Genomic DNA, 21,271 nt, shown 5'->3' with positions numbered 1-21,271 from the left:
CCAGCACACCCTCTTACTCGTAGCGCAGCGCTTCAATCGGATTGAGCAGGGAGGCTTTGCGTGCCGGATATACGCCAAACAAGACACCGATCAACACAGCAAACGACACAGAGAGCATGACAGCTACAGGTGACACTAAGTTGCTTTCCTTCATGATGATCCCTGCCACCTCCGCTCCCCCGCCACCGAGTGCTACGCCGATCAACCCGCCGCCTACACTGAGCACCACCGATTCGACGAGAAACTGCGTCATAATCACTCGCCGCTTAGCGCCAATCGCCTTGCGTATCCCGATTTCCCGCGTGCGCTCTGTGACAGATACCAGCATGATATTCATAATCCCAATCCCCCCGACGAGCAGCGAAATCGCCGCCACACCGGTAAGCAGATCGGTCATCTCTTGACTCACACTTTGCAAGGCACTGAGGATCGTCGCTTGGTTCATAATGGTGAAATCATCTGCCTGCCCAGGTCCTAAGTGGTGCAAATTACGCAACGTCGCTTGAACCTCTTGTTGCGCTTGATTCATCGCCGTTTGCGAACTCGCTGAGACATCGATGGAACTGAGCACATCGGTCCCCGTAAAGTCATTCATCGCCGTTGTCACCGGAATCATCACCCGATCATCTAGGTTTTGAAAGCCATTGGATCCTTCCGATGCCAGCACGCCAATCACACGAAACGGAATCCCGTTGATATCAATGGTTTGCCCAACCGGACTCTGATAACCAAAGAGTGTTTGTGCCGTTTGACTGCCAAGCACCGCCACTTGTGCACTCGTCGCGACCTCTTGCGGCAAGAAAAACCGCCCTGACTCCACAGGTGTAGGCTTCACTAAGGGGTAGTTCGCAGATGTACCTTGCACCGACGTCGATGTATTATTGCTACCGTACACGATCTGCGCATTTTTTTGCACAAGTGGCGCTACCTGTGCGACATTGGGATCATTGGCCGCAATGGCCGCGGCATCGGCGTACACAAGCGTTGTCGAACTACCCGCACCAAAACTCACTCCACCTGCAGAACTCGATCCTGGCATGACTGTCAACAGATTGGATCCGAGCGATTCCACTTGGGTAGTGACTGCGTTTGTCGATGATTGCCCGACAGCTGAAAGAGCAATGACAGACGCCACCCCAACAATCACACCTAGCATCGTAAGCAGAGCACGCATACGATTGGCGCGAATACTGCGAAAGGCGGAGCGCAATACTTCAGTGAGTGACATAGCTCCCACCTCGTTTCGTGTGAATGACCGTTTCCTTTTGCATCGAAGAATCCTCCGATGCATGCGGCATATCCATACTCCTCACGTGACTTACTGTCCCGTGGCTGTCCATCATGCGTACAGACGGTGCGGCTGTATCAGATTCGATCATCCCATCGCGAAACCGCACAATGCGCTTGGCGTGTGCACCCACCTCATCTTCATGCGTGACAATCACGACCGTATTCCCCTGCGCGTGCAGCTCCTCGAACAGCAGCAAGATCTCTTCCGTGTTTTTCGTATCGAGTGCGCCAGTGGGTTCATCCGCTAACAACAGCAAGGGATGATTGACCAGCGCACGCGCGATGGAGACGCGTTGTTGTTGACCGCCAGATAATTCGTTGGGTCGGTTGTGCATGCGATCCTGTAAACCCACGCGCTCTAGTGCCTGCATGGCGCGCTCGCGCCGCTCCTTGGGCGAAACGCCCGCGTAGACCATGGGCAATTCCACATTCTCGAGTGCCGATGTACGCGCAAGCAGATTAAAATTTTGAAAAACAAAGCCAATCTTCAGATTGCGTAGCGCAGCTAATTCATCCTCGTGAAGCGTGCTGACCAAATGCCCGTCAATCGCGTACTCTCCAGACGTAGGGATATCTAAACAGCCAATCAAGTTCATCGTCGTTGATTTACCCGACCCAGAAGGCCCCATAATCGCGACAAACTCCCCATGATCGATGACGAGGTCGACTCCGTTTAATGCGCGCATCACTTGGCCACCCACCTGATATTCGCGCACAACTTGTTGCATGAAGATCAGTGGAATGCGTTCCTCTGCACTCATCATCCACGACCGCCTCCAAACCCGCCACCACCAAAGCCACCGCCGCCAAATCCGCCATGTCCTCCTTTAAATGAAGGCGTACTTGTTGAACTCGTAGCACTTGCAGGCGCAATCAAGACAATTTTTTCATTAGGCGTGAGTCCTGCTGTAATTTGTACGTTATTGGTACCAAAGATCCCGACTTGTACGGGTTGAAAATACGTGCCCTTTGGTGCACTCGGTCCTGCAAACCCTTTAAACGCACCCGTTTTTCCAGCGTTCCCAGTTCCGCTTCCAGTTGCACCACCAGTACTATTGGCACCGCCTACAGCTATACCACTCCCCGCTGCGTTTGTAGAAGATGGACTTGTGCCATTGGCACCAAAGCCCTTCCCGTATGACCCTGACTTCCCTTTCTTTTTCCCATGTCCACCGCCATATCCACCATCACTTCCATAACCACCGTAGCCACTTGTCGTAGCAGTCCCACTAAACGATCCATGCCCTCCAAATGCAAACGTACCAGCAGGTCTTGTGCCTACTACATAGACACCCTCCATCGTGCCCACTTGTTGTAGCGCGATCGCTGGAATCTCCACCACGTGGTTGGCTGTTGCCGTTTGGATCGTGACACTAGTCGCCATACCCGAGAGTAGTTGTCCAGATGGATCATTGACAACTGCCATCACCGTATAATTTGTAACATTATCCACCACCTGTGGCGTGGGATACACTTGTAGCACCGTACCCGTGAAGGTCTGATTAGGCAATGCTGATACAGTCGCTTGGATCTGATCACCTGCTTTGACCGATCCAATACCCGCTTCTGGCACCTGAATATTTAACTCCATCTGATTTTTCGTATCACTTTGTAAGGTCATCACAGGCGCTGAACCATTGACCAGTTCACCTGCCGTGTCATTAATCGCTGTAATCACCCCGGACATCGGAGCGCGTAGCGTCATATCCGCTTCACTGACATTTGCCCCTTGAAGGGCAGCTTGGGCAGAACTCAGTTGCGCCTGTGCAGTCGTCACTGCCGCCTGGCTCTCTTCAATCATAGCTGGGGTAGACGGTTGTTCCGTCTCTTGCAACGACGCCTGTGCGCTTTGCACCGCAATCTGATCTTGTTCCACAGTATTTTGCGCTTGACTGACCGCCTGCGCACCTGATGTGCGATCATTGTAGAGCGCTTGGGCTACTTGTAAGTCCTGCTGTGCCGACTTATACTGCGTCTGCGCCTCCGTGAGACTGACTTGTGCCGCCTGTACACTCACTTGCGATTGCTGGGCTAAATTCGTACTGCTCGCAGGCATCGCATCCGCTACATTTTTTTGTGCTGTGGCTAGATTGGATTGTGCATTGGCAATGGCCGTCTGATCATTTTGGACGGTTTCCTCGCCCGCATTGTACTGTTCTTGCGCCTGTTGAAGATCCGTGTATCCCGTGTTGAGTTGCTGATACTCTGTATCTGCCGCCTGCATCGCCGAAGAAAACGGGTTCGCTGCATTGGGATTGGTCGTTTCCCCTACAAATTGATTGTAACTAGCCAGTTCCGACTGGTATGCCTGATAGGCCTGCTCCACTTGCGCTTCGGTGATCGATCCGTATTGCGTCTGTGCGGTACTCAAATCTTGACTGAGAAGTTGCAGATTGGTTTTTGCAAGAGCTAACTGCTTTTGTGCAGAGGTCACCGCTTGCTCATCTGTACTCACGATTGCTTGTAGTGCTGTCACATCTTGTGGCGTTCCCCCTCCATCGAGAGACGCCTGCGCTGCAAGTTGTGTCTTTTGCAAATTCACTTGTGCCGCCTGCACCGCCACCTGATCTTGTGCCACCGCGTTTTGCGCACTGACGAGTTGTTGCTGCGCACTCGACCGATTATTATAGATCGCCACTTCATCTTGATACTGCTGTTTAGCCCCAGCTAACGTAGCATTGGCCCTTGCAACGGCCGCTTGTGCCACGGCAATCGTCGCTGCAGTAGGGCCTTCCTGTGTGGCCAGTAGCTTTGCCTGTGCCTGCTCCAGATTGCCTTGCGCCGCAGTGACCGCCGCTTGATCTTGTGCCACCTGTGTCGTTTCCTGCGTATCATCTAGCGTAGCTAGCACCTGACCTGCCGTTACCTTTTGTCCTATGCTCACATTGACCGTCGCAAGCGTCCCCGTCCCACCACCGTCAAATGACAAATTCACCGTCGTAGCCGGTTGCACCGTCGCTGCCGCAGACACCGTCTGCACCACATTGCCATACCCTACTGTATAGGTTGAATACGCCGGCGTCCCTGATTGTGACAGATCTTTGGCAGCCACTGTCGCCCCCGTGCCAAGCACAATGACAACAGCCAACGCACCATATACCCATTTGCGATTTTTTCGTCCAAATACTCCCTTGCCCCCGTGTTGCATGCCTAAACTAATGCTCATCTGGCATAAACCTCTTCCCCACTTGAAAGTACACGAGCATGGTCGTGCCCTGATTGACTTCACTTTGCACAGTCAATTTGCCATGATGCGTATCCACAATCCACTTCCCAATCGCAAGTCCAAGCCCCGTACCCTCCGTGGACCGCGCCTTATCCCCGCGATAAAAACGATCAAAAATATAGGGCAAATCAGCCTTTGCAATCCCCACACCCGTATCAGATACTGACAACTCCACTGCAGTTTCCGTCCGCCGACACAGCACGTTGATTCGTCCACCTTCAGGCGTGTATTTGAGCGCATTGTCTAGCAAAATCCACACCAATTGATGAAGTCGCTTCTCGTCCCCTAGCAGCACCACATGTGGCTCGATGTCAAAGGTGATATGTAACCCTTTTTGAACACAAAGCACTTGAAACAAATCTTCAATGCCCGCTAACATTTCCGACACATCCACCGCTTCTAGCGAAAGTTCCAGTTGATTCGAATCAGCCCGCGCAAGCGTCAGCAGATCCTCCACAAGCTGATTCATCCGCCGCGCCTCTTTATCAATCGCAGAAATTCCACTAGCCTCTTGTCGCACCGTATGATCCGGATGCCGCAACAAGAGCTGCGCCTGCGCCTTGACCACTGCAAGTGGCGTGCGCAATTCATGCGATGCATCAGATACAAAGCGCTGCTGTTTTTCCCACGACTCGCGAATCGGCACAAGCGCCCGTTGCGCCAAAAACCAACCTGCAGCAATAGCCGCAAGTAACCCTGCACTAATAGAGAATAAGATCAAGACCAACAGCGCATGTAATTCACGCGTCTGATCATCGATATTGCGGATAATTTGCACCGTCCCACCACGAGGAAGAAAAGCGGCATCCTGCGCAGAGATCCCCACATTGAGTATGCGAAAATCATGGCCTTGTACACTTTCATTGTAGGGGTGGCGCTCACTGAGAGCAGATGCGATCGCATGTAACCCACTTGCCGAAAACGTGTTTGCCGGTTGCTGGAAAATCACCTGATGTGTCGCACTCCACACGATAATCACCGTTGGCAATTGGCCAAAATGCGGTTGCGTCGAAGCAAAGTGCAACTGCGCCTGTCGCAAAGGCCAGTGCGCAAACGGATACTTTGGTCCATGCAACATCATCTGCGCATTGACCTGTAACGTGTGATCGACCTTTTCATAAAGCCGCTCTTTTGTAAACAAATACAACACACCAGATATCGCAACGAGAATCACCGCAAAAACAACGGCATTTAGCACCGCCAATCGCAAACCGACGCGCGAAAACATCCACTTATGACTCCTTTAACATAAACCCAACGCCACGCACCGTTTGCACGTAGTCGTCACAACCATAGAGCGCTAATTTTTTGCGTACATAGTGAACATACACATCGACCACCGCAGAACCAGAATCCGAATTGAACCCCCACACGCGATAAAAAATCTGTTGGCGCGTGAGAATTTGCTCCGCATTGACAAGAAAATATTCAAGTAGTTCATATTCTTTAACCGTGAGATGAAGGGGGTTTTTATCTACAAAAGCATCATGCGCTTGCGGACTCATGCGAATCCTGCGATACGCAATCTGATCTTCTTGAAAGATACTCCCTTTGCGCCGCGATAGCGCACGAACGCGCGCCAATAACTCCGCTACATCAAAAGGCTTTGTAAGATAGTCATCCGCACCATAATCAAGCCCGATCACGCGATCTTCCACACTATCGCGCGCAGTCAAAAACAGCACAGGCGTCGTAAGACCTGCCTTGCGAATCTCTTTTAGCACGTAATGTCCACTTACATCAGGTAACATAATATCTAAAATCATGACATCATACGATGCATCAAGTGCCCGCTCTAACCCTGTGCGCCCGTTATGACACACCTCCGTTTCAAACCGTTCATCAAGCAGTGCCGCTTCGATGACACTAGCAACATCTATATGATCTTCCACAATCAGTACGCGCATCTGCCACCAAAACTCCTTCACAAAAACCACAATCTTGTGCCTACATGTAGTATGAACGAGTACTTTTAGAATTCTATTTAAAAAGCTTGAACAAACACGTATCATGCTTACATCCACAGAATAATCAAGGAAAATAAGCTTTCCAATTGTGCCTGATTTCGCAACAAATGAGAACGAACCTTGACAATCGTCTGCAAATCTCGCATATTTGCAACGTAACAGTTATAACAGACTCGTTGTAATTAAGAATAATAGGTAGAGAGGGCTTCGAGTATGATCCACAAGATGAGACTACTTCAACTTCTACCAATAAGTCTTGACCGGATGCATCGATTGATCCGCATGACGGTGAAACAAGAAATTCACCGTAAAGTAGGCATTCCTGAACTTCGCATCATCGACTTTATCGCTTTTCGTATGATTAGCCGCCACCCAGGACTTACGATCAAAGAGTTGAGCACACGACTGGGAATCGCCCAAAGCACCGCATCTGGCATGGTCGAACGCTATGAGCGGATGAAACTTATCCGTAAAATCATCAACGAAGAAGATCGTCGGTCTTATCGCTTATATCTTCCAAAAGATTCAGAAGCCGTCATGAAAGATCACATTCAAGTCGTCACAGATGATCTCTTTGCAACGTTGATTGATCAGCTGAGTGACGCTGAGCGTGAAGGACTGCAAGTAGGACTAGCCGGACTACTGCGCGTTGCAGACGAACAACTCGCTTTGTTCACAGAAGATACCAATCATTGCTAATAAACACACCGTACAGAAGATCGATGAGACAGGGGAGCACACTGCACATGAAAGATCGCTATCATTTAAAAAGGATTATACCAACCCTTATCCTCACCACAATGGTTGGGTCATTGCTTTCAGGTTGTGGCACGAGAGGACCCGCACAAGCAGCTTCATTGCCACCCTTACCAGTGAGCATTGAAACAGTTGCACTATCACCTGTAGCATCACAAAACACATATCTTGGACAAGTAACACCCTATATTCAAACCAATGTATCACCCGCCATATCAGGCGTACTGTCCTCCGTAGATGTTCGCGCAGGCCAAGTGATCCAACAAGGTCAAGTCATCGCAACAATAAACACCAGTCAACTCCAAGCACAATTAGCACAAGCACAAGCAAGTGAAGGCGTATCGGAAGCCGAACTGACTTCATCGATGGAATCCAATCAAAACTCGCTCAAACAAGCACAAGCGTCTATTCAAACCGCACAAGCCAATTTAGCTCAAGAACAGACCAATGTAAACAACACAATTACATCCAATCAACAAGCAGTCAATACCGAATCACAACAATATCAAGATGCTCTGGCACAATTTGATAGTTCTGTCGCAGCCGAAGAAAAAGCCGTAGCAGTTGCCGAACAACAATTAAAAAACGCCCAGTCTAGTCAGCAAAACACAATTGCACAAGCACAGAGTCAATTAGATACGGCAAAAGCAAACCTAGCCGCTGCCACAAGTCAACAAACGACAAGCATCGCAACCGATGAGGCCAATGTGAGTGCAGCACAGCAAACGCTAGCCACTGCACAAGATGCTTTGACACAAGCACAAGAAGATAGTCAGTTCCCTACTTCAAATGCCATCTTACAAGCACAAAGTACCTACGATCAAGCAAAAACAGCACTTCAAAACGCAGAGAACCAACTCTCACTTGAGCAGTCGAGCGGTGCCGTTGCAGAAGCGAAGGCGAGTTACGCTGCTGCTGAATCCAACTTGAAATCAGCGCAAGATGGGCAACCGATTGCCGTAGCACAAGCCCAGTTGGCTGCAGCACAACAAGCACTTCAATCTGCCCAAAATAGCAAATCACTCACTGTCGCACAGGCCCAGCTCGCACAGGCAAAGGCAGCCTTAACTTCTGCACAATCTTCTGCACAAACGAGCATCGCAACATCGAAATCACAGTTACAACAGGCTCAAGTTGCCTACCAAACTGAACAAACCAACACACAGTTGCCAGTTAGCCAGGCACAAGTTCAATCAGCTCAAGCAGGAGTTCAAGTCATCTCCGCCCAGATTCAAAATGGACAAATCCTCTCACCGATCAGCGGTTATGTACAATCAGTCAATGACCAAGTCGGAGAAGGGGTAGGCACGTCTGCTGACATTGTCACCATCGCATCGATGAGTCCAGAGATGGTCACCGTCAACGTCCCCGAATTTGATATCAACAAAATGCAAGATGGCACGAAGATGGTGGTCACGGTACCTTCATTAAATGAAGTCTTGCACGGACATGTCATCGCCATTCATCCAGAACTTTCGACAAGCACAATGGCCTATCCAGTAGACATTGAAGTGAGCGGATCAAACGCCCCACTTTTACCTGGACTTGAGGTACAAGCCGTCGCATCCTCTAGTAACGCGCACCTTGGCATCATGGTGCCAGCAGATGCTGTCCTCAACTTGCAAAGTGGCGCCAATGAAGTCTTTACAGTGCAAAATGGCGTAGCCCAATCACAAATTGTGCAAGTCGGTGCCATGACGCAAAATGAATACCAAATTACGAGCGGCTTATCCCTTGGGCAAGAACTTGTCGTACAAGGACAAAATTTATTGTCTCCTGGCAATCAAGTGACTGTGGTATCCATCAATGGAAAAGCAGTCAAAGGATTACCTACACAAGCATCGACAGAAGCAAAGCACTACACCAAGCATCATCCTAAGAAAAAGGGGACATCGTCTTGAAAATCGCAGACTTTTCCATCAAACGATCGGTAACGATCACCATGATCATGGCTGCGGTGATCATGATCGGCGTGTTCTCCATTTTTCAGCTTCCAATTGAACTGGAACCGTCCCTTGATATCCCTGTCGCCTCTGTCGCCACAGGATGGCCTGGCGCGTCACCAACCGAAGTGGAGCAACAAGTCACGCAGCCGATCGAAAATGCCCTGCAAAGTTTGTCAGGTGTTTCGGAGATCGACTCTACCTCGTCTCTTGGCAATAGCCAAGTCGTCGTCCAGTTTAACTATGGTGTTAGCATCGATCAAGAAGTCAACGACATGCGAAGCATCGTCAATCGGGTGCAAGGGCAACTTCCAACCGATGCGACCACACCGATCGTACAACAGTTTAACCCAAGCAATAAACCAATTATCACGATTGCTCTGTCAGGAAAAGAGCCATTGTCAGCCATAACAGAACTCGCCAATAATGTTGTAGAGCCGGTCTTTGAACATCTAAACGGCGTCGGATCTGTAAGCGTCATCGGTGGCTTGACCAGTCAAGTCAACGTTCTTGTCGATCCACATCGACTCACGTTGTATCACGTAACCATTGGACAAGTCATATCTGCCATCTCTTCTGGCAATCAAACAGTAGATGCAGGCGAAGTCAACAAAGGCAACCAACTCATTCCACTGCGCGTCAAAGGGCAGATCACCTCACCCGATCAAATTGCGCAGATTCCGATTAGTAGCGGTCAAGCCAATCTAACGGTCGGCGATGTCGCGACGGTGCAAGATGGCTATGCAGATCAGACGTATATTTCCACCTTAAATAGTCAACCTGCAGTTAGCTTTACCATTACACAGGCGACCAATGCCAATACCGTACAAGTTTCACAAGAAACGGTCAAAGCACTCGCTCAATTGAAACGCCAACTGCCACCAGGCACAAAACTCACGATGATCAGTGACTCGGCAACGACCATTCAAGGCACCATCTCAACAGTTGTCGAACACACGATTCTCGGATTTATCTTCGGGATTCTCATCATGTTGCTGATCTTGCGCTCGTTGCGCACGACATTCATTATTGCTGTGGCGATTCCCATCGCGATGATTTCAACATTTATCTTGATGTACGCAGCAGGGCTCACGATCAACTCCGCCACACTCGGCAGTCTCGCAGTCGGTCTAGGGTCGCTGGTCGACTTTTCCATCGTCGTACTCGAGAGTATCTTTCGAGCGCGACAGCGAGGGCTCAATGCCATTGAGGCTGCTAAACAAGGGACATCTGAAGTCGGACTAGCCGTTGTCGTAGCCGCAATGGCGCAGATCTCCGTTTTTGCACCATCGATCTTTGTGCCAGGCGTTGCCGGACAGTTCTTTGGTCCTATCGCCATGACCGTGAGCTTTTCTCACGTGGCAGCACTCTTTGTCGCCATTACCTTTACGCCGATGCTCGCTTCCAAGTTTCTCAAAGGCAAACACTTTGAGATGCCAGAGACGATCCCTGGGAAGACGGCTCCGTTTCGACCATGGGTCTTATTTGACTGGTCTGGGCGTGCCATGTATGATTTCACCCAGCTCTATCGCAAACTACTCAACTGGAGCTTGCGGCACCGCTTCACCATCATGGGTGGCGCCATCGTCATGGTTGTAGCTAGTTTTATGCTCGTCCCGCTCATTGGCTTTGAGCTTGCACCGACGATCAACAGCAATCAGATTAGCATCACAACAACACTAGCCAATGGCACCAACTTAGCGACAACCACGGCCACAACGACACAACTCGAACACCTGGCACAAGCACACATGCCTGATGTAAAATCAGTATTTACGCAAATTGGAAGCACCTCTTCACAGAACTTAGGGGCAACCAATACGTCGACGATTACAGTTACACTCGGTTCAAAAGTACACAATCTCGACAAAGTAGCCCATGATTTTAACCGCTATATCTCTGATATTCCTGGCGCACAGATTATTGTACAGCCACTTTCCGCCACGAGTAACGGACCGTCGACTTCAGGTGTCCAAGTAGATGTGCAAGGTCCAGACTTGCAAACACTGTCCATCTTGAGTAACGAAGTGGCACAGATTATGGAGCGCACACCAGGGCTTGAATATGTGGACAATACGCTTGCCACAGGAACGCCAGATTATGAGTTAAACATCAATCAAGCCGCACTACAACAGTATGGTCTCACCGAACAAGAAGTAGAAACAACGCTGCACGACGCCTTCCAAGGGGTCAATGCATCCACTTACTTTGTCGGGGATAACCAGTACAACATCAATGTTCAGTTACCGCAAAGCTTCTCGCGCAACATCTCTAACCTTTCGCAAATATTTATCACGAACGGTCAGGGCGAGATGATCCCACTTGATGATGTGGCGACACTCACCACATCACAAGAACCACCCGTCATCGATCACACCAACGGCGTGCGTTCCGTAACGATCAATGCAAGCGTGTATGGCGTAACCTCAGGCCGCGCGCAAGGCATGGTCAGTGCACAGATTAAACATCTGCACCTACCAGCCGGATATTCGATCAACTTTGGCCAACAAGGCAAATTTATCGGTCAAGCCTTTATGGACTTAGGTATTGCTGTACTGTTCTCCATTGTCTTGCTCTACATGGTGATGGCTAGCTTGTTTGAGTCATTTATCACGCCATTTGTCATTATGTTCTCGCTCCCACCGACATTTATTGGTGGTGCGCTCGGATTATTTTTGACCCATCGATCACTCAACATCGACTCCTTTATTGGCGTCATCATGGTCATGGGGCTGATTGCCAATAACGCGATTGTGCTTGTAGACTATGCCAATCAGCTACGGGATCGAGGTCTACCGCTTGTCGAAGCACTGAAGGAAGCCGGCCCCATTCGGTTGCGCCCTATCATGATGTCCACGCTCACGACAGTGCTTGCCATGCTTCCACTCGTACTTGGCTTTGGTACAGGTGGTGCCACACTCGCATCCATGGCAACCGTAATTTCATTTGGATTGCTGTTCTCCACGCTTGTCACGCTAGTTCTCGTGCCTGTGGTGTATGTCACGGCAGACAACAATTCCAAACGATTCAAACGTATCTTCCGCAAAAAAGGAAGCTCCGTCGATCCATCGATCACACCCGGTATGTAACTACTATCCAGCACAAGAACAAGGCCCACTCCGTCACGTGACAGAGTGGGCCTTGTTTTTCTACTTATAAAAGCTAACGCATGGGAGTATCGCGCCATACGTAGCTTTTGTAAAGGCCTTGTTTTTCTACTTATGTAAGCTGGCTGTTATATCGAAAATGGATAGGTAAATTGTCCTGGACCCACCAACGCAACGCCGATCACAACGGCAATTAACACCAGATTGTATTCAAAACCACCGCGATCCATCCAGTAACCGTTGGGTCCATGCACCGCAATAATCGCATCAATCATGACAATCACAATGAGTGTTGAGCCGATCAGCGTCATAAACCCTGCTGCAAACAGCAGCCCTCCCACTAATTCGAAGAGTCCAGCGGCAACTGCAAAAAACATACCTCGCGACTGAATCCCAAGCGACTCAAGCCACTTCCCTGTATTTTGTGGGCCAGCGCCACCAAACCAACCAAATAACTTTTGTGTGCCATGCCCCATAAACGTAAGTCCTACTACCAATCGAATGATCAATAATCCTACATTGACCTCCAGACCGTTATGAATCATATCGCATCCCTCATTACCTATAAAATCAATACGTAGACATGCCTCCATGTAGTATAAACCTTTTACTATTTATGAAACCACCTACACCCACCAGTTAGTACCTTGATGGAAGCAATCCATCACATACTCTTTTGTAGTGTAGACACATAAGAAGGATTTATACCGCGCGAAACAAGATCCCCGGATCCTCCCCATCACACAATAGACATCTCACCTTTGCACACGCCTTGTGTGACAACTATGGATAATCACTGTTATCAGGGGTTTCCCCGATACACGATCATGATAGTAACTGCTACACTTACTTTGTTGCACAGGTTACGGGGCATGCTACTACGTAGATAGAGCTCCAGAGGAGGTACGATCACGATGTCCGATCTTACACAGGGAATTGCAGTTACACCAAAACCACCATACTACGCCGCTATTCTAACCGTAGTTCCAGGAGAAGATGCTACAGGTTACGCCGCCATGGCTACACGCATGATTGAGATGGCAAAGTCCCAAGAAGGCTTTTTAGGCGTCGAAAGCGCAGAAGCAGATCTTGGCATCATCGTTTCCTATTGGGAATCGATGGCATCTATTGAATCCTGGGGTCGCAACGCTTTTCACCAATCCGCCAAGACACTTGGCAAAGAAACCTGGTATCAGGCGTTTCGCACCCGCATTTGCAAAGTCGAGCACGAATATTAGAATCCGCGCGATCACACCAAACGATCGATACATGATTCACTATGTGTGAAAGACTTCACACATAGTGAATCATGTGGCATGTACATCAGACAACGATCACGATCTCTGACGCCGCCACACAAAGCGAGCTTTCATGACATCAGCAGGTAGTTTGACGAGAACTTCTCCTGCATCCATATCAATTGCATACCCTTTTGACATACTTGTCAACTGCTCGACCGTAACACAGGTAAATCCTTCTACAGCGATCTGCTCCACAGCGCGGATTCGCGTAAAACAAAAGACCCGTGAGCGATAGGCAGGAAGATATCCCTGTTGCAAATAGCGATAGGTTACACTCGCCCCGTCATCCACAGTAGCCTCATAAGTAACTTCGAGTTCATTGTATAGCCCCGACTCATGATCAAACGAAATACCATCATCTTCATATAACACATACGATTGCGCTGCTTCCTGCGGATCACCATAGATGACAAACTGCAAAGACGATACACAGTCAAACTGCACCGCAGATTGCACCGGATATTCCGGTAAAATAGCACCTTGTCTTACAAATAGCGGCATTTCGTCAAGCGGTGCATTCACCAAGACATAGTGCTCTCAAACACTGCGAAGATTCCCCGTTCAGACAACCCCATACCGTTGCACACACTATAATTAGTTCGCATCACGAGTAGATGTGCTGCATAATTGGTGTAAAAAAATCACATGAGAGCAGAAATCTTCAATGACTAAGTCTAGCTTTCGAGGGTTGAAAATGAAGAAGTACGTTGAGATTGGGTACGGGTTTACGTGTTTTGCTAGTTCATTTAGATGATATCTGCATTAGTAAATAAAGTATTTATTAGAAAAAAGAAATATTAACCACGGTTAAAATCTTGTTTGGAATTGCAGGGGCTTGTATGAAATATAATAATGAGCTGGATTTGATTTACGGTATATCCAACACACTCCCCTCACTTCATTCTTGATGGGAAGCGCTATGATGACGTCCATAAATATTGAAACAATTTCTTGTATCAAACCCACACTTCCTCGATTGTTTTTCCTGGTGCTTATTCTATAACCACGGCGTACGCATTCGTTATTTGACCGCCAAATGTTTCTTATGTCTCTTTGACTGAATCCTGGAACATTTTCATATAATCTTTTGATGAACCTTTTACTGTGATTTCAATTTGGTATTACAATATTTTTACTATATAATCTTAATTAGGTAAAATTAAACAAAATTTACGCGCAATTGTTTTTGATAATAGAGGGGTGACTTTGTGCAAGATATTTTAGAACTGTATCGAGACCGGCTCACGGATTTAACAAAACGGAACACAAGCCTTCGCTTGTTAAAGCTGGCTAATAAAAATCATGCTGACGTCTTCTCACTTGCAACTGAGGAGTCTAAAGATAAACCTATACGCGTCGCCGAAGAAGTGATGATGCAAAAATCACAAATCGTATTGATTTCAGCAGTTGGACAGTCAAACGATGATCTCGTTGTGAACCGAAAACTCACAACACTCAAACGCGAAATTGAATTAATTGAGCAGGAGACGGGGGCTAACACATTCCATGTCGCCTATGGTTTTTTAGAAGGTACCGTCGGAGAAGATTTTTATCGAAGCCCTATCCTTCTGTATCCTGCACACATTTCAAAAAGGAAAGTTCAGGGTATTATGCATTGGGTTTTTGAACTAGATGCTGAAAACCCCCCATTTCTAAACCCTGTACTGGATTTGTCATTGAATCGGTTTCTTGGAGTAAATCTGGGCGAAGCCGTCAAAACTATAGGAGAGGAAATACCGACAGAAAATGTTATTGCATGGATTCAGTCGGTATTTTCTGCTGCAATGCTGAATCTTTCCCCGTATTCTTCTACATTGGCTCCGTTTAAATCCTTAAGTAGCAAAGAAATTCCTACAGGTAAAGTGGCACTTCAACTTCAGCCTTATATGATATTTGGAAAGTTTCGACAGTCTACAAGTAATTTATTGGTTGATTATGAAGAACTTCTTAAAAATCCACCATCTGAAGGGTTGTTGTATCGACTCTTAAACGAAGAACCAGCAGAAGAGCAACTTGCTGAAGTGAAGTCAGTTATCCTCAATGAGCAAAAAGAGTATGGAACATATTTTGTTTTGCAAACTGATGCGAGTCAGGAAGCTGCAGTCATTGCATCTCGTGAACGTGATGGTCTGATTGTGCACGGACCACCGGGTACTGGGAAGTCACAAGTTATTGTCAATTTGGTAGCTGATCGTCTCGCTCGTGGGCAGAAGGTCCTTGTTGTGTGTCAAAAGCCTGTAGCGCTTGAAGTCGTCTATAATCGGTTGGCTTCCATTAACTTAAACCATCAGATAACTCTCGTTCATGACGTGCATAGAGACAAAGCTGCAGTCTATGGGAAAATCGGTTCGATCTTGCAACGCGATATCTCAACCAGTGTCACCGAACTAGAGAGAATGTCCAATGAAATGGATGATTTGGCAGACAAACTTAACTCGATCGCGAATTCGTTGCACGCCGATAGACCATTTGGAAAGACACTTCAGTATTTGTACGCAAACGCAAAGTGGGACCCAAACTTGATAATCGCGGTTTCCGATTTGGCGAATGGCATGACGTATGAAGAACTGCAAAAACGTCTTCTCGAAATCCGTTCAATTTTGGCACTTATGCAAAAGTTCGACCACGCCAATTATGCTTGGGCGAGAAGAAAGTCGTTTGCAAAGTTTAGTAATCAACATCACATGGAGCTCGAAGAGGTAAGCAACCGGCTCCGCGTAGCGGTTGAACGTGGTAACGAAATTCGAATACAATTCGAGTTGCCCAATACACCGCAGTACCTAGTTCAGAACCAAGAAGCACTAATGGGGCTAAAACAAGCAGTTCAAATCATAGGACACAGTAACCTATTCAAGCACATTCATATGTTCTACTTCGATGAAGATAAGGAATTTGAGCATTCTGACCACGTGGCTCGCGTCAAACAAGTATTTCACATGATCACGCAACAGATAAAACATGCTCAAGAGCTCGGCTCGCCGATTATACATATGTCCGAGACCGATGCTAAGTACTGGGCAAAGAAGATTGATGATTTTCTTGCGCTTCAACAGAAAATCACACGCTTTGTATCTTCCTCGTGGTATGGACTGAAACGTGAAGTTCAAACATACTGCACAAAAAGTGGTGTTCTATTTGAAAGTACGTCGATTTTGAAATATCGCCAGTCGATTGAATCCTATTTAGTTTTCCAATCACTTCGTGAGAGCATCGTGAAATTACATTTTTACTCGGACGTACCGATAGTGAATGACGTTGATATCTGGGAAGAGTGGAGTCGTAGAAAGCAGCACGCCATTGAGTTTTTAAACAAATACGTTGAGGCGCAGGACTGCTTCGACAAATGGTTACCCGATTTGGTTACAAAAGAGGACCTAGACAAGTTAGCGAATGTTCAATTTACAACGATGGTCGAATCGCTCCTAGAAATGGTTGCCCTTTGGGAGCGAATCAGCCAGGACCTTCAGATCTTGAAAAAATATTTGTCCGACGATACAGTTTCGGAACTACGCGACATGGTGGATCAGGGTATTTTTCATGTCTCTCGATTTGCGGAACTTGCAGAGGGCGTGAGCAATTTTGACAGTCTACAGCGTCTCGATCAGATGAAAGATGGCCTTGATGGAATAAACCAGAAGTTATTGGAACGTTGTCGGAAAAAGGCACCACTTGAATCTACGCCTAGCGCATCTGAACTGTGGAACGAAATCATTGAAAACAGTTTCCTCCATGCTTGGATTGACGCTGTGGAAGCGACCGACAAACACATAACAGATGTGTCAACGGAACTATTTGAACAATCGCGCAGTCGATACAGTTCGCTACTCAGGGAAAAACGACGGTTGGTACCAGAGTGGATTGATCGTCAACTGGCGTTAGAAGTTTCAAATGTGCGCGGACAGGCAAGAACCACGCTTAAACATGAAGCAGGTAAAAAACGCCAAATCAAACCGCTTCGAAAGGTATTAAAGGACTATACGTCAGACGTATTAAAGCTTGTGCCTTGCTGGCTGTGTACACCCGAAGCTGTCAGTGCCATTTTCCCAGCGGAGAGCGGATTTTTTGATTTGGTCATTTTCGATGAAGCATCACAGTGTCCAGTTGAGAACGCTATTCCTGCGATTTATCGCGGAAAGCAAGTAGTTGTCGCTGGTGATGAAAAGCAGCTACCACCCACAAATCTGTTTCGTATATCTGACGATGATGAATTTGAGGACGAGGACGATGATTTTGTGCGAGATAATCACAGAAAGGCATCACATCTACTGGACTGGAGTAAGCCGAAGATGGCAGACCAATGGCTCACATGGCACTACCGCTCGGCACATGATGCCCTGATTAATTTCTCTAATTACGCATTTTACGGCAAGCGGATGCAGACAGCTCCTATTGTGGGATTCGGCAAAGAAAAACCAATCGAGTTTATTCGCGTTAACGGTAAGTGGATTGGTCGGCGAAACCAGGAAGAAGCAGATCGTATCGCAGACCTTGTAGTCGATATTGTGCAACATGACGAATTTAATCCAACGCTAGGAATCATTACATTTAATAGTGACCAAGCGGAGCTCATCAATGATATTTTAGATGCCCGTGGACACAATGACCCAGCGCTTTATAATTTGATTGAGCAAGCACGGACACGCAAAGAAGGCGACCAGTTCGTCGGATTGTTCGTGAAAAACATCGAGAATGTACAGGGCGATGAACGTGATATCATCTTGTTCTCTGTGGCTTACGCGAAAGACCAAGACGGGAAGATGGTAAGTCAGTTCGGTACGTTATCACAAGATATGGGGGAAAATCGATTAAATGTTGCCATAACACGTGCAAGGCTGAAAGTTTACATCGTTTGTTCGTTTGAACCAAGTGAATGGACACGTGTCGAGACATATTCAAGGGGACCGAGGTTGCTTAAACGCTACCTTGAGTACGCAAAGGCAATATCCGATGGTGACGAGAGACGGGTGAATACGGTATTGGAAGGAATTCTGGATGCGACAGCTGTCCAATCCATCGAAAATATCTCCATTTACGACAGCCCATTTGAAGAAGAAGTGACTACGGCTCTTCGAAAGTTGGGCTATACGGTACAGACCCAAGTTGGCTTTTCAGGGTATCGTATTGATTTGGCGATTGTCCATCCGGATGATCCTGAGCGTTTCATACTGGGTGTCGAATGTGACGGGGCAATGTATCACTCATCTCGCGTAGCTCGCGAACGCGATTTGTATCGACAGCGGTTCCTAGAACAGCAAGGTTGGTCTATTCATCGTGTATGGAGCCGTAATTGGTGGAAAACGAGACAAGCGGAAATTGATAAAATCCAACGTGAGGTAGAACGGCTTCGAGGAGGCTCACGTGCACAGGTCAAGGAGTTTTTGAAAAACTCTATATAAATCCGAAAAATGCAGCATAATTACAAAGCGATTTGATGGGTATCCAGTCGCTTTGTAATTGTCGTCTTATTGGATTACGAGAGCGAACATGATAACACATGAAGATTTTTTAAGAGCAAATCTTTAATGCCAACCTAGTTATGCTAAGTTAAGCCCTTCACATTGATATATATTTTGTGACACACTGGGTGACATAACATACAAGTGACAGCTAGTCCCTCTAATCTAGAATGGATGTATCGAAAGCAAGCATTGTAATTAGGCTGATGATAGGAATGTCACAATACACCATTACCGCGCATGATAAAATTTTAAAAGTTTTGTTTCTGAAGATACAGGAAATTCCATTGGCTCTATCAAGTGCTGAAAGAGATGATCCATGCCCTAGCATTAGATCATTTGCAATTGCAACCGTATAAGTGTTCGGAGAAACGCCATGTTTATCTAAATGGCTTCCATCCTCGTCTTCTTACTACACGTGTAGGTGCACTTACACTGCTTGTTCCGTAGCTTCGCAACGGGAACTTCTCTTCAGAACTATTTACCTGCAATCAGCTTAATGAATAAGCGTTGCTGCTGTGCTTGGTTGGAGATGATCAATTTTTATCCATATTCAGAGTTTCTCCTAATATGGAAGCGTGATGATATTCATGATATCCTCGTCTAATTCTTCGGGCTATGTTAGCAAAGAGACGATGATCAGTGTAGCGATAGCAAGGAGTATTGCAAGCGTTGCTCCGAAAAATCCACCTGGATTGTAGTTCGCCACTTGAAACCAGATAGACGTAAAGATGCCAACGAACGCTGCAGCTACTGCACCTGCTCCTGTGGCGCGGCGCCAGTTGTGGCCTATGGCAATCGATGGGACAAAGACTGAGGCGAGGATCGACCAGGCAGCCGCACCTGCAATCCCAATCAGACTGTTCCAGTAGTAGGTGACGACTAGGGCGAGTACGATGACAAAAAACATCGTGATACGTCCGAGCATCAAGCCTTTTCGTGCGGACAGTTGGATGCCTAATGTCTGTTCCACGAAGTCTTGGGAGATGGCTGCCGCCCAGATGCTAAAAATCCATTGATCAGGCCTTTATTTCAACAGAGTGAAGCATGCATTTGCATCACAAGGCTTGGCGTTACAAAAACAAATCCCCAGCACCATACACAAACTTCTGCTCATCCTTCATGTATGTGCTGGCTTTTGCATCATGATTCGTACCCGTGTCATGACGCGTTATCCACCACTCACCCGAATGACGTCTCAAGATCCCACCAGACATATGCGCTCTCCGAAAGCTGTTGTTCACCGATCTGCGCCTCTTTTGAAAGGAGATAGGTGGCACCTAGGTTCTCATAAAAGTGTCTCGCGCGATTTTCCGAAAACACCCATACGATCATCGAGCGGTGCTTTGCCTGTAGGAGGTCTGTGGCAACCGCTTGTACGAGTTGCCGACCGGTTCCCTGTCCCTGATACTCAGCTAACAAGTAGACTGAATACAGTTCCCCGCTACACTCAGGTTCTTTGTCGCGATGAGGTCCACCCATCGCAAAGCCGACTACTTTTCCTGCCTCATCTTGCGCGACGTATACGATGCGCTCCTGACTCCCACTAAGGATGACATGCCAGCGCGCTTCCCGTTCGTCGTATGACATAGCAGAAAGAAATGCGTCCGACACGATCCCACCATACGTGGAGCGCCAGCTTTCCACGTGAACGATCGCTATCTCTCGCGCATCACTTACTTGCGCTTTGCGTATGAGCATCGCCATTGTGCACACTCCTTGTAGACCGAATGTTTCGCCATCTATTCTTGCATGCATTTGCATTGTCCGCTTCAAGTAGAACAAAAAAAGTGTACATTCGCTACGATTCTACAAACACCGTCAATGACATAGGCTTAACAGTAGCTTATGCTTATAAAGAGCAGGTTTTGATGAAAGGGGAACGTCCATGGTTACTTCAAACGAAGCATTTATTGCGTGGGCCAAAGAAGTATTCACAGAAACAGAGTATCAGCAATTTACCAAACTCATGCAACTACGCGAGGACCCGAACCCCGAAATGGCCGCATTTGCCAATGAAGAACTCATCGCACTTACAAAAGATGTACACAACAGACAAGAGCTCCGTTCCAGACTCTTTGCACGCTAATCGTGCATCCCCATAGCCGTCAGATGGAGATACCATAAGTTGATCAATTATACAACCTACACGCCCTTCCTCATGTGCGAAGGGCGTGTAGGCCGTTATGGTGCACAGGATCGTACACGTAGCTACCTCTGATGCT

15 protein-coding genes are annotated in these 21,271 nt (G+C 47.5%); 6 read left to right on the top strand and 9 right to left on the bottom strand.

The genetic code is table 11. The features are described from left to right. Positions 1-13: 13 nt before the first annotated feature. From MM817_RS09020 to MM817_RS09000, 5 genes are read right to left on the bottom strand one after another with little or no spacing between them, the layout of a single operon-like run. Positions 14-1,228 carry an ABC transporter permease gene (locus MM817_RS09020; RefSeq protein WP_241713972.1) on the bottom strand — a complete coding sequence of 405 codons (1,215 nt, stop codon included), beginning with the start codon at positions 1,226-1,228 and terminating at the stop codon, positions 14-16. Beyond that, positions 1,215-2,054 carry an ABC transporter ATP-binding protein gene (locus MM817_RS09015; RefSeq protein ID WP_336605161.1) on the bottom strand — a complete coding sequence of 280 codons (840 nt, stop codon included), beginning with the start codon at positions 2,052-2,054 and terminating at the stop codon, positions 1,215-1,217. The genes MM817_RS09020 and MM817_RS09015 overlap by 14 nt, the downstream gene beginning before the upstream one ends. Beyond that, entirely contained in the window at positions 2,051-4,456 is a 2,406-nt protein-coding gene (locus MM817_RS09010; protein WP_241713962.1) for an HlyD family efflux transporter periplasmic adaptor subunit, read from the bottom strand. The genes MM817_RS09015 and MM817_RS09010 overlap by 4 nt, the downstream gene beginning before the upstream one ends. After that, the gene (locus MM817_RS09005; RefSeq protein ID WP_241713960.1) at positions 4,446-5,744 is read right to left on the bottom strand and encodes a sensor histidine kinase; all 1,299 of its coding nucleotides are present in this window, start codon (positions 5,742-5,744) and stop codon (positions 4,446-4,448) included. Before MM817_RS09005 ends, MM817_RS09010 begins: the two co-directional genes overlap by 11 nt. Before the next feature lie 4 nt (positions 5,745-5,748). Further along, positions 5,749-6,423, bottom strand: a complete 675-nt coding sequence (locus MM817_RS09000) for a response regulator transcription factor (protein ID WP_241713958.1) — start codon at positions 6,421-6,423, stop codon at positions 5,749-5,751. Positions 6,424-6,696: 273 nt separating this feature from the next. On the opposite strand from MM817_RS09000, the gene MM817_RS08995 reads away from it, so the two are divergent. From MM817_RS08995 to MM817_RS08985, 3 genes are read left to right on the top strand one after another with little or no spacing between them, the layout of a single operon-like run. Continuing rightward, positions 6,697-7,182 (top strand): MarR family winged helix-turn-helix transcriptional regulator, encoded by a 486-nt coding sequence (locus MM817_RS08995; RefSeq protein ID WP_241713956.1) that lies wholly within the window; start codon positions 6,697-6,699, stop codon positions 7,180-7,182. A gap of 47 nt (positions 7,183-7,229) precedes the next feature. Further along, the gene (locus tag MM817_RS08990) at positions 7,230-9,140 is read left to right on the top strand and encodes an efflux RND transporter periplasmic adaptor subunit (protein ID WP_241713954.1); all 1,911 of its coding nucleotides are present in this window, start codon (positions 7,230-7,232) and stop codon (positions 9,138-9,140) included. Then, a complete protein-coding gene (locus MM817_RS08985) occupies positions 9,137-12,271 on the top strand; it encodes an efflux RND transporter permease subunit (RefSeq protein ID WP_241713952.1) in 3,135 nt (1,044 codons plus the stop codon). Before MM817_RS08990 ends, MM817_RS08985 begins: the two co-directional genes overlap by 4 nt. A gap of 146 nt (positions 12,272-12,417) precedes the next feature. Here MM817_RS08985 and MM817_RS08980 read toward each other — a convergent pair whose 3' ends face one another. Further along, complete coding sequence (locus MM817_RS08980; protein ID WP_241713951.1) at positions 12,418-12,834, bottom strand: DoxX family protein; 417 nt, start codon at positions 12,832-12,834, stop codon at positions 12,418-12,420. Between the two features lie 369 nt (positions 12,835-13,203). On the opposite strand from MM817_RS08980, the gene MM817_RS08975 reads away from it, so the two are divergent. Further along, positions 13,204-13,527, top strand: a complete 324-nt coding sequence (locus MM817_RS08975) for an antibiotic biosynthesis monooxygenase family protein (protein ID WP_241713949.1) — start codon at positions 13,204-13,206, stop codon at positions 13,525-13,527. 96 nt (positions 13,528-13,623) lie between these two features. Here MM817_RS08975 and MM817_RS08970 read toward each other — a convergent pair whose 3' ends face one another. Beyond that, on the bottom strand, positions 13,624-14,112 hold the full coding sequence (locus MM817_RS08970) for a DUF5110 domain-containing protein (RefSeq protein WP_241714258.1): 489 nt from the start codon (positions 14,110-14,112) through the stop codon (positions 13,624-13,626). Between the two features lie 686 nt (positions 14,113-14,798). Here MM817_RS08970 and MM817_RS08965 point away from each other — a divergent pair. Then, entirely contained in the window at positions 14,799-18,986 is a 4,188-nt protein-coding gene (locus MM817_RS08965; protein ID WP_241713947.1) for an AAA domain-containing protein, read from the top strand. Positions 18,987-19,662: 676 nt separating this feature from the next. Here the strand turns inward: MM817_RS08965 and MM817_RS08960 are convergent. Together MM817_RS08960 and MM817_RS08955 are read right to left on the bottom strand one after the other, a co-directional pair. After that, positions 19,663-19,956: an SLC5/6 family protein gene (locus MM817_RS08960; RefSeq protein ID WP_241713945.1), complete on the bottom strand. Its 294-nt coding sequence runs from the start codon at positions 19,954-19,956 to the stop codon at positions 19,663-19,665. 272 nt (positions 19,957-20,228) lie between these two features. Next, positions 20,229-20,753: a GNAT family N-acetyltransferase gene (locus MM817_RS08955; RefSeq protein WP_241713943.1), complete on the bottom strand. Its 525-nt coding sequence runs from the start codon at positions 20,751-20,753 to the stop codon at positions 20,229-20,231. A gap of 181 nt (positions 20,754-20,934) precedes the next feature. On the opposite strand from MM817_RS08955, the gene MM817_RS08950 reads away from it, so the two are divergent. Beyond that, positions 20,935-21,135: a hypothetical protein gene (locus MM817_RS08950; RefSeq protein WP_241713941.1), complete on the top strand. Its 201-nt coding sequence runs from the start codon at positions 20,935-20,937 to the stop codon at positions 21,133-21,135. Positions 21,136-21,271: the final 136 nt, after the last annotated feature.

It is taken from the genome of Sulfoacidibacillus ferrooxidans, assembly GCF_022606465.1.
GTDB classification, from domain to species: domain Bacteria; phylum Bacillota; class Bacilli; order Alicyclobacillales; family SLC66; genus Sulfoacidibacillus; species Sulfoacidibacillus ferrooxidans.
This window is presented reverse-complemented; position numbering and strand designations above follow the sequence as displayed.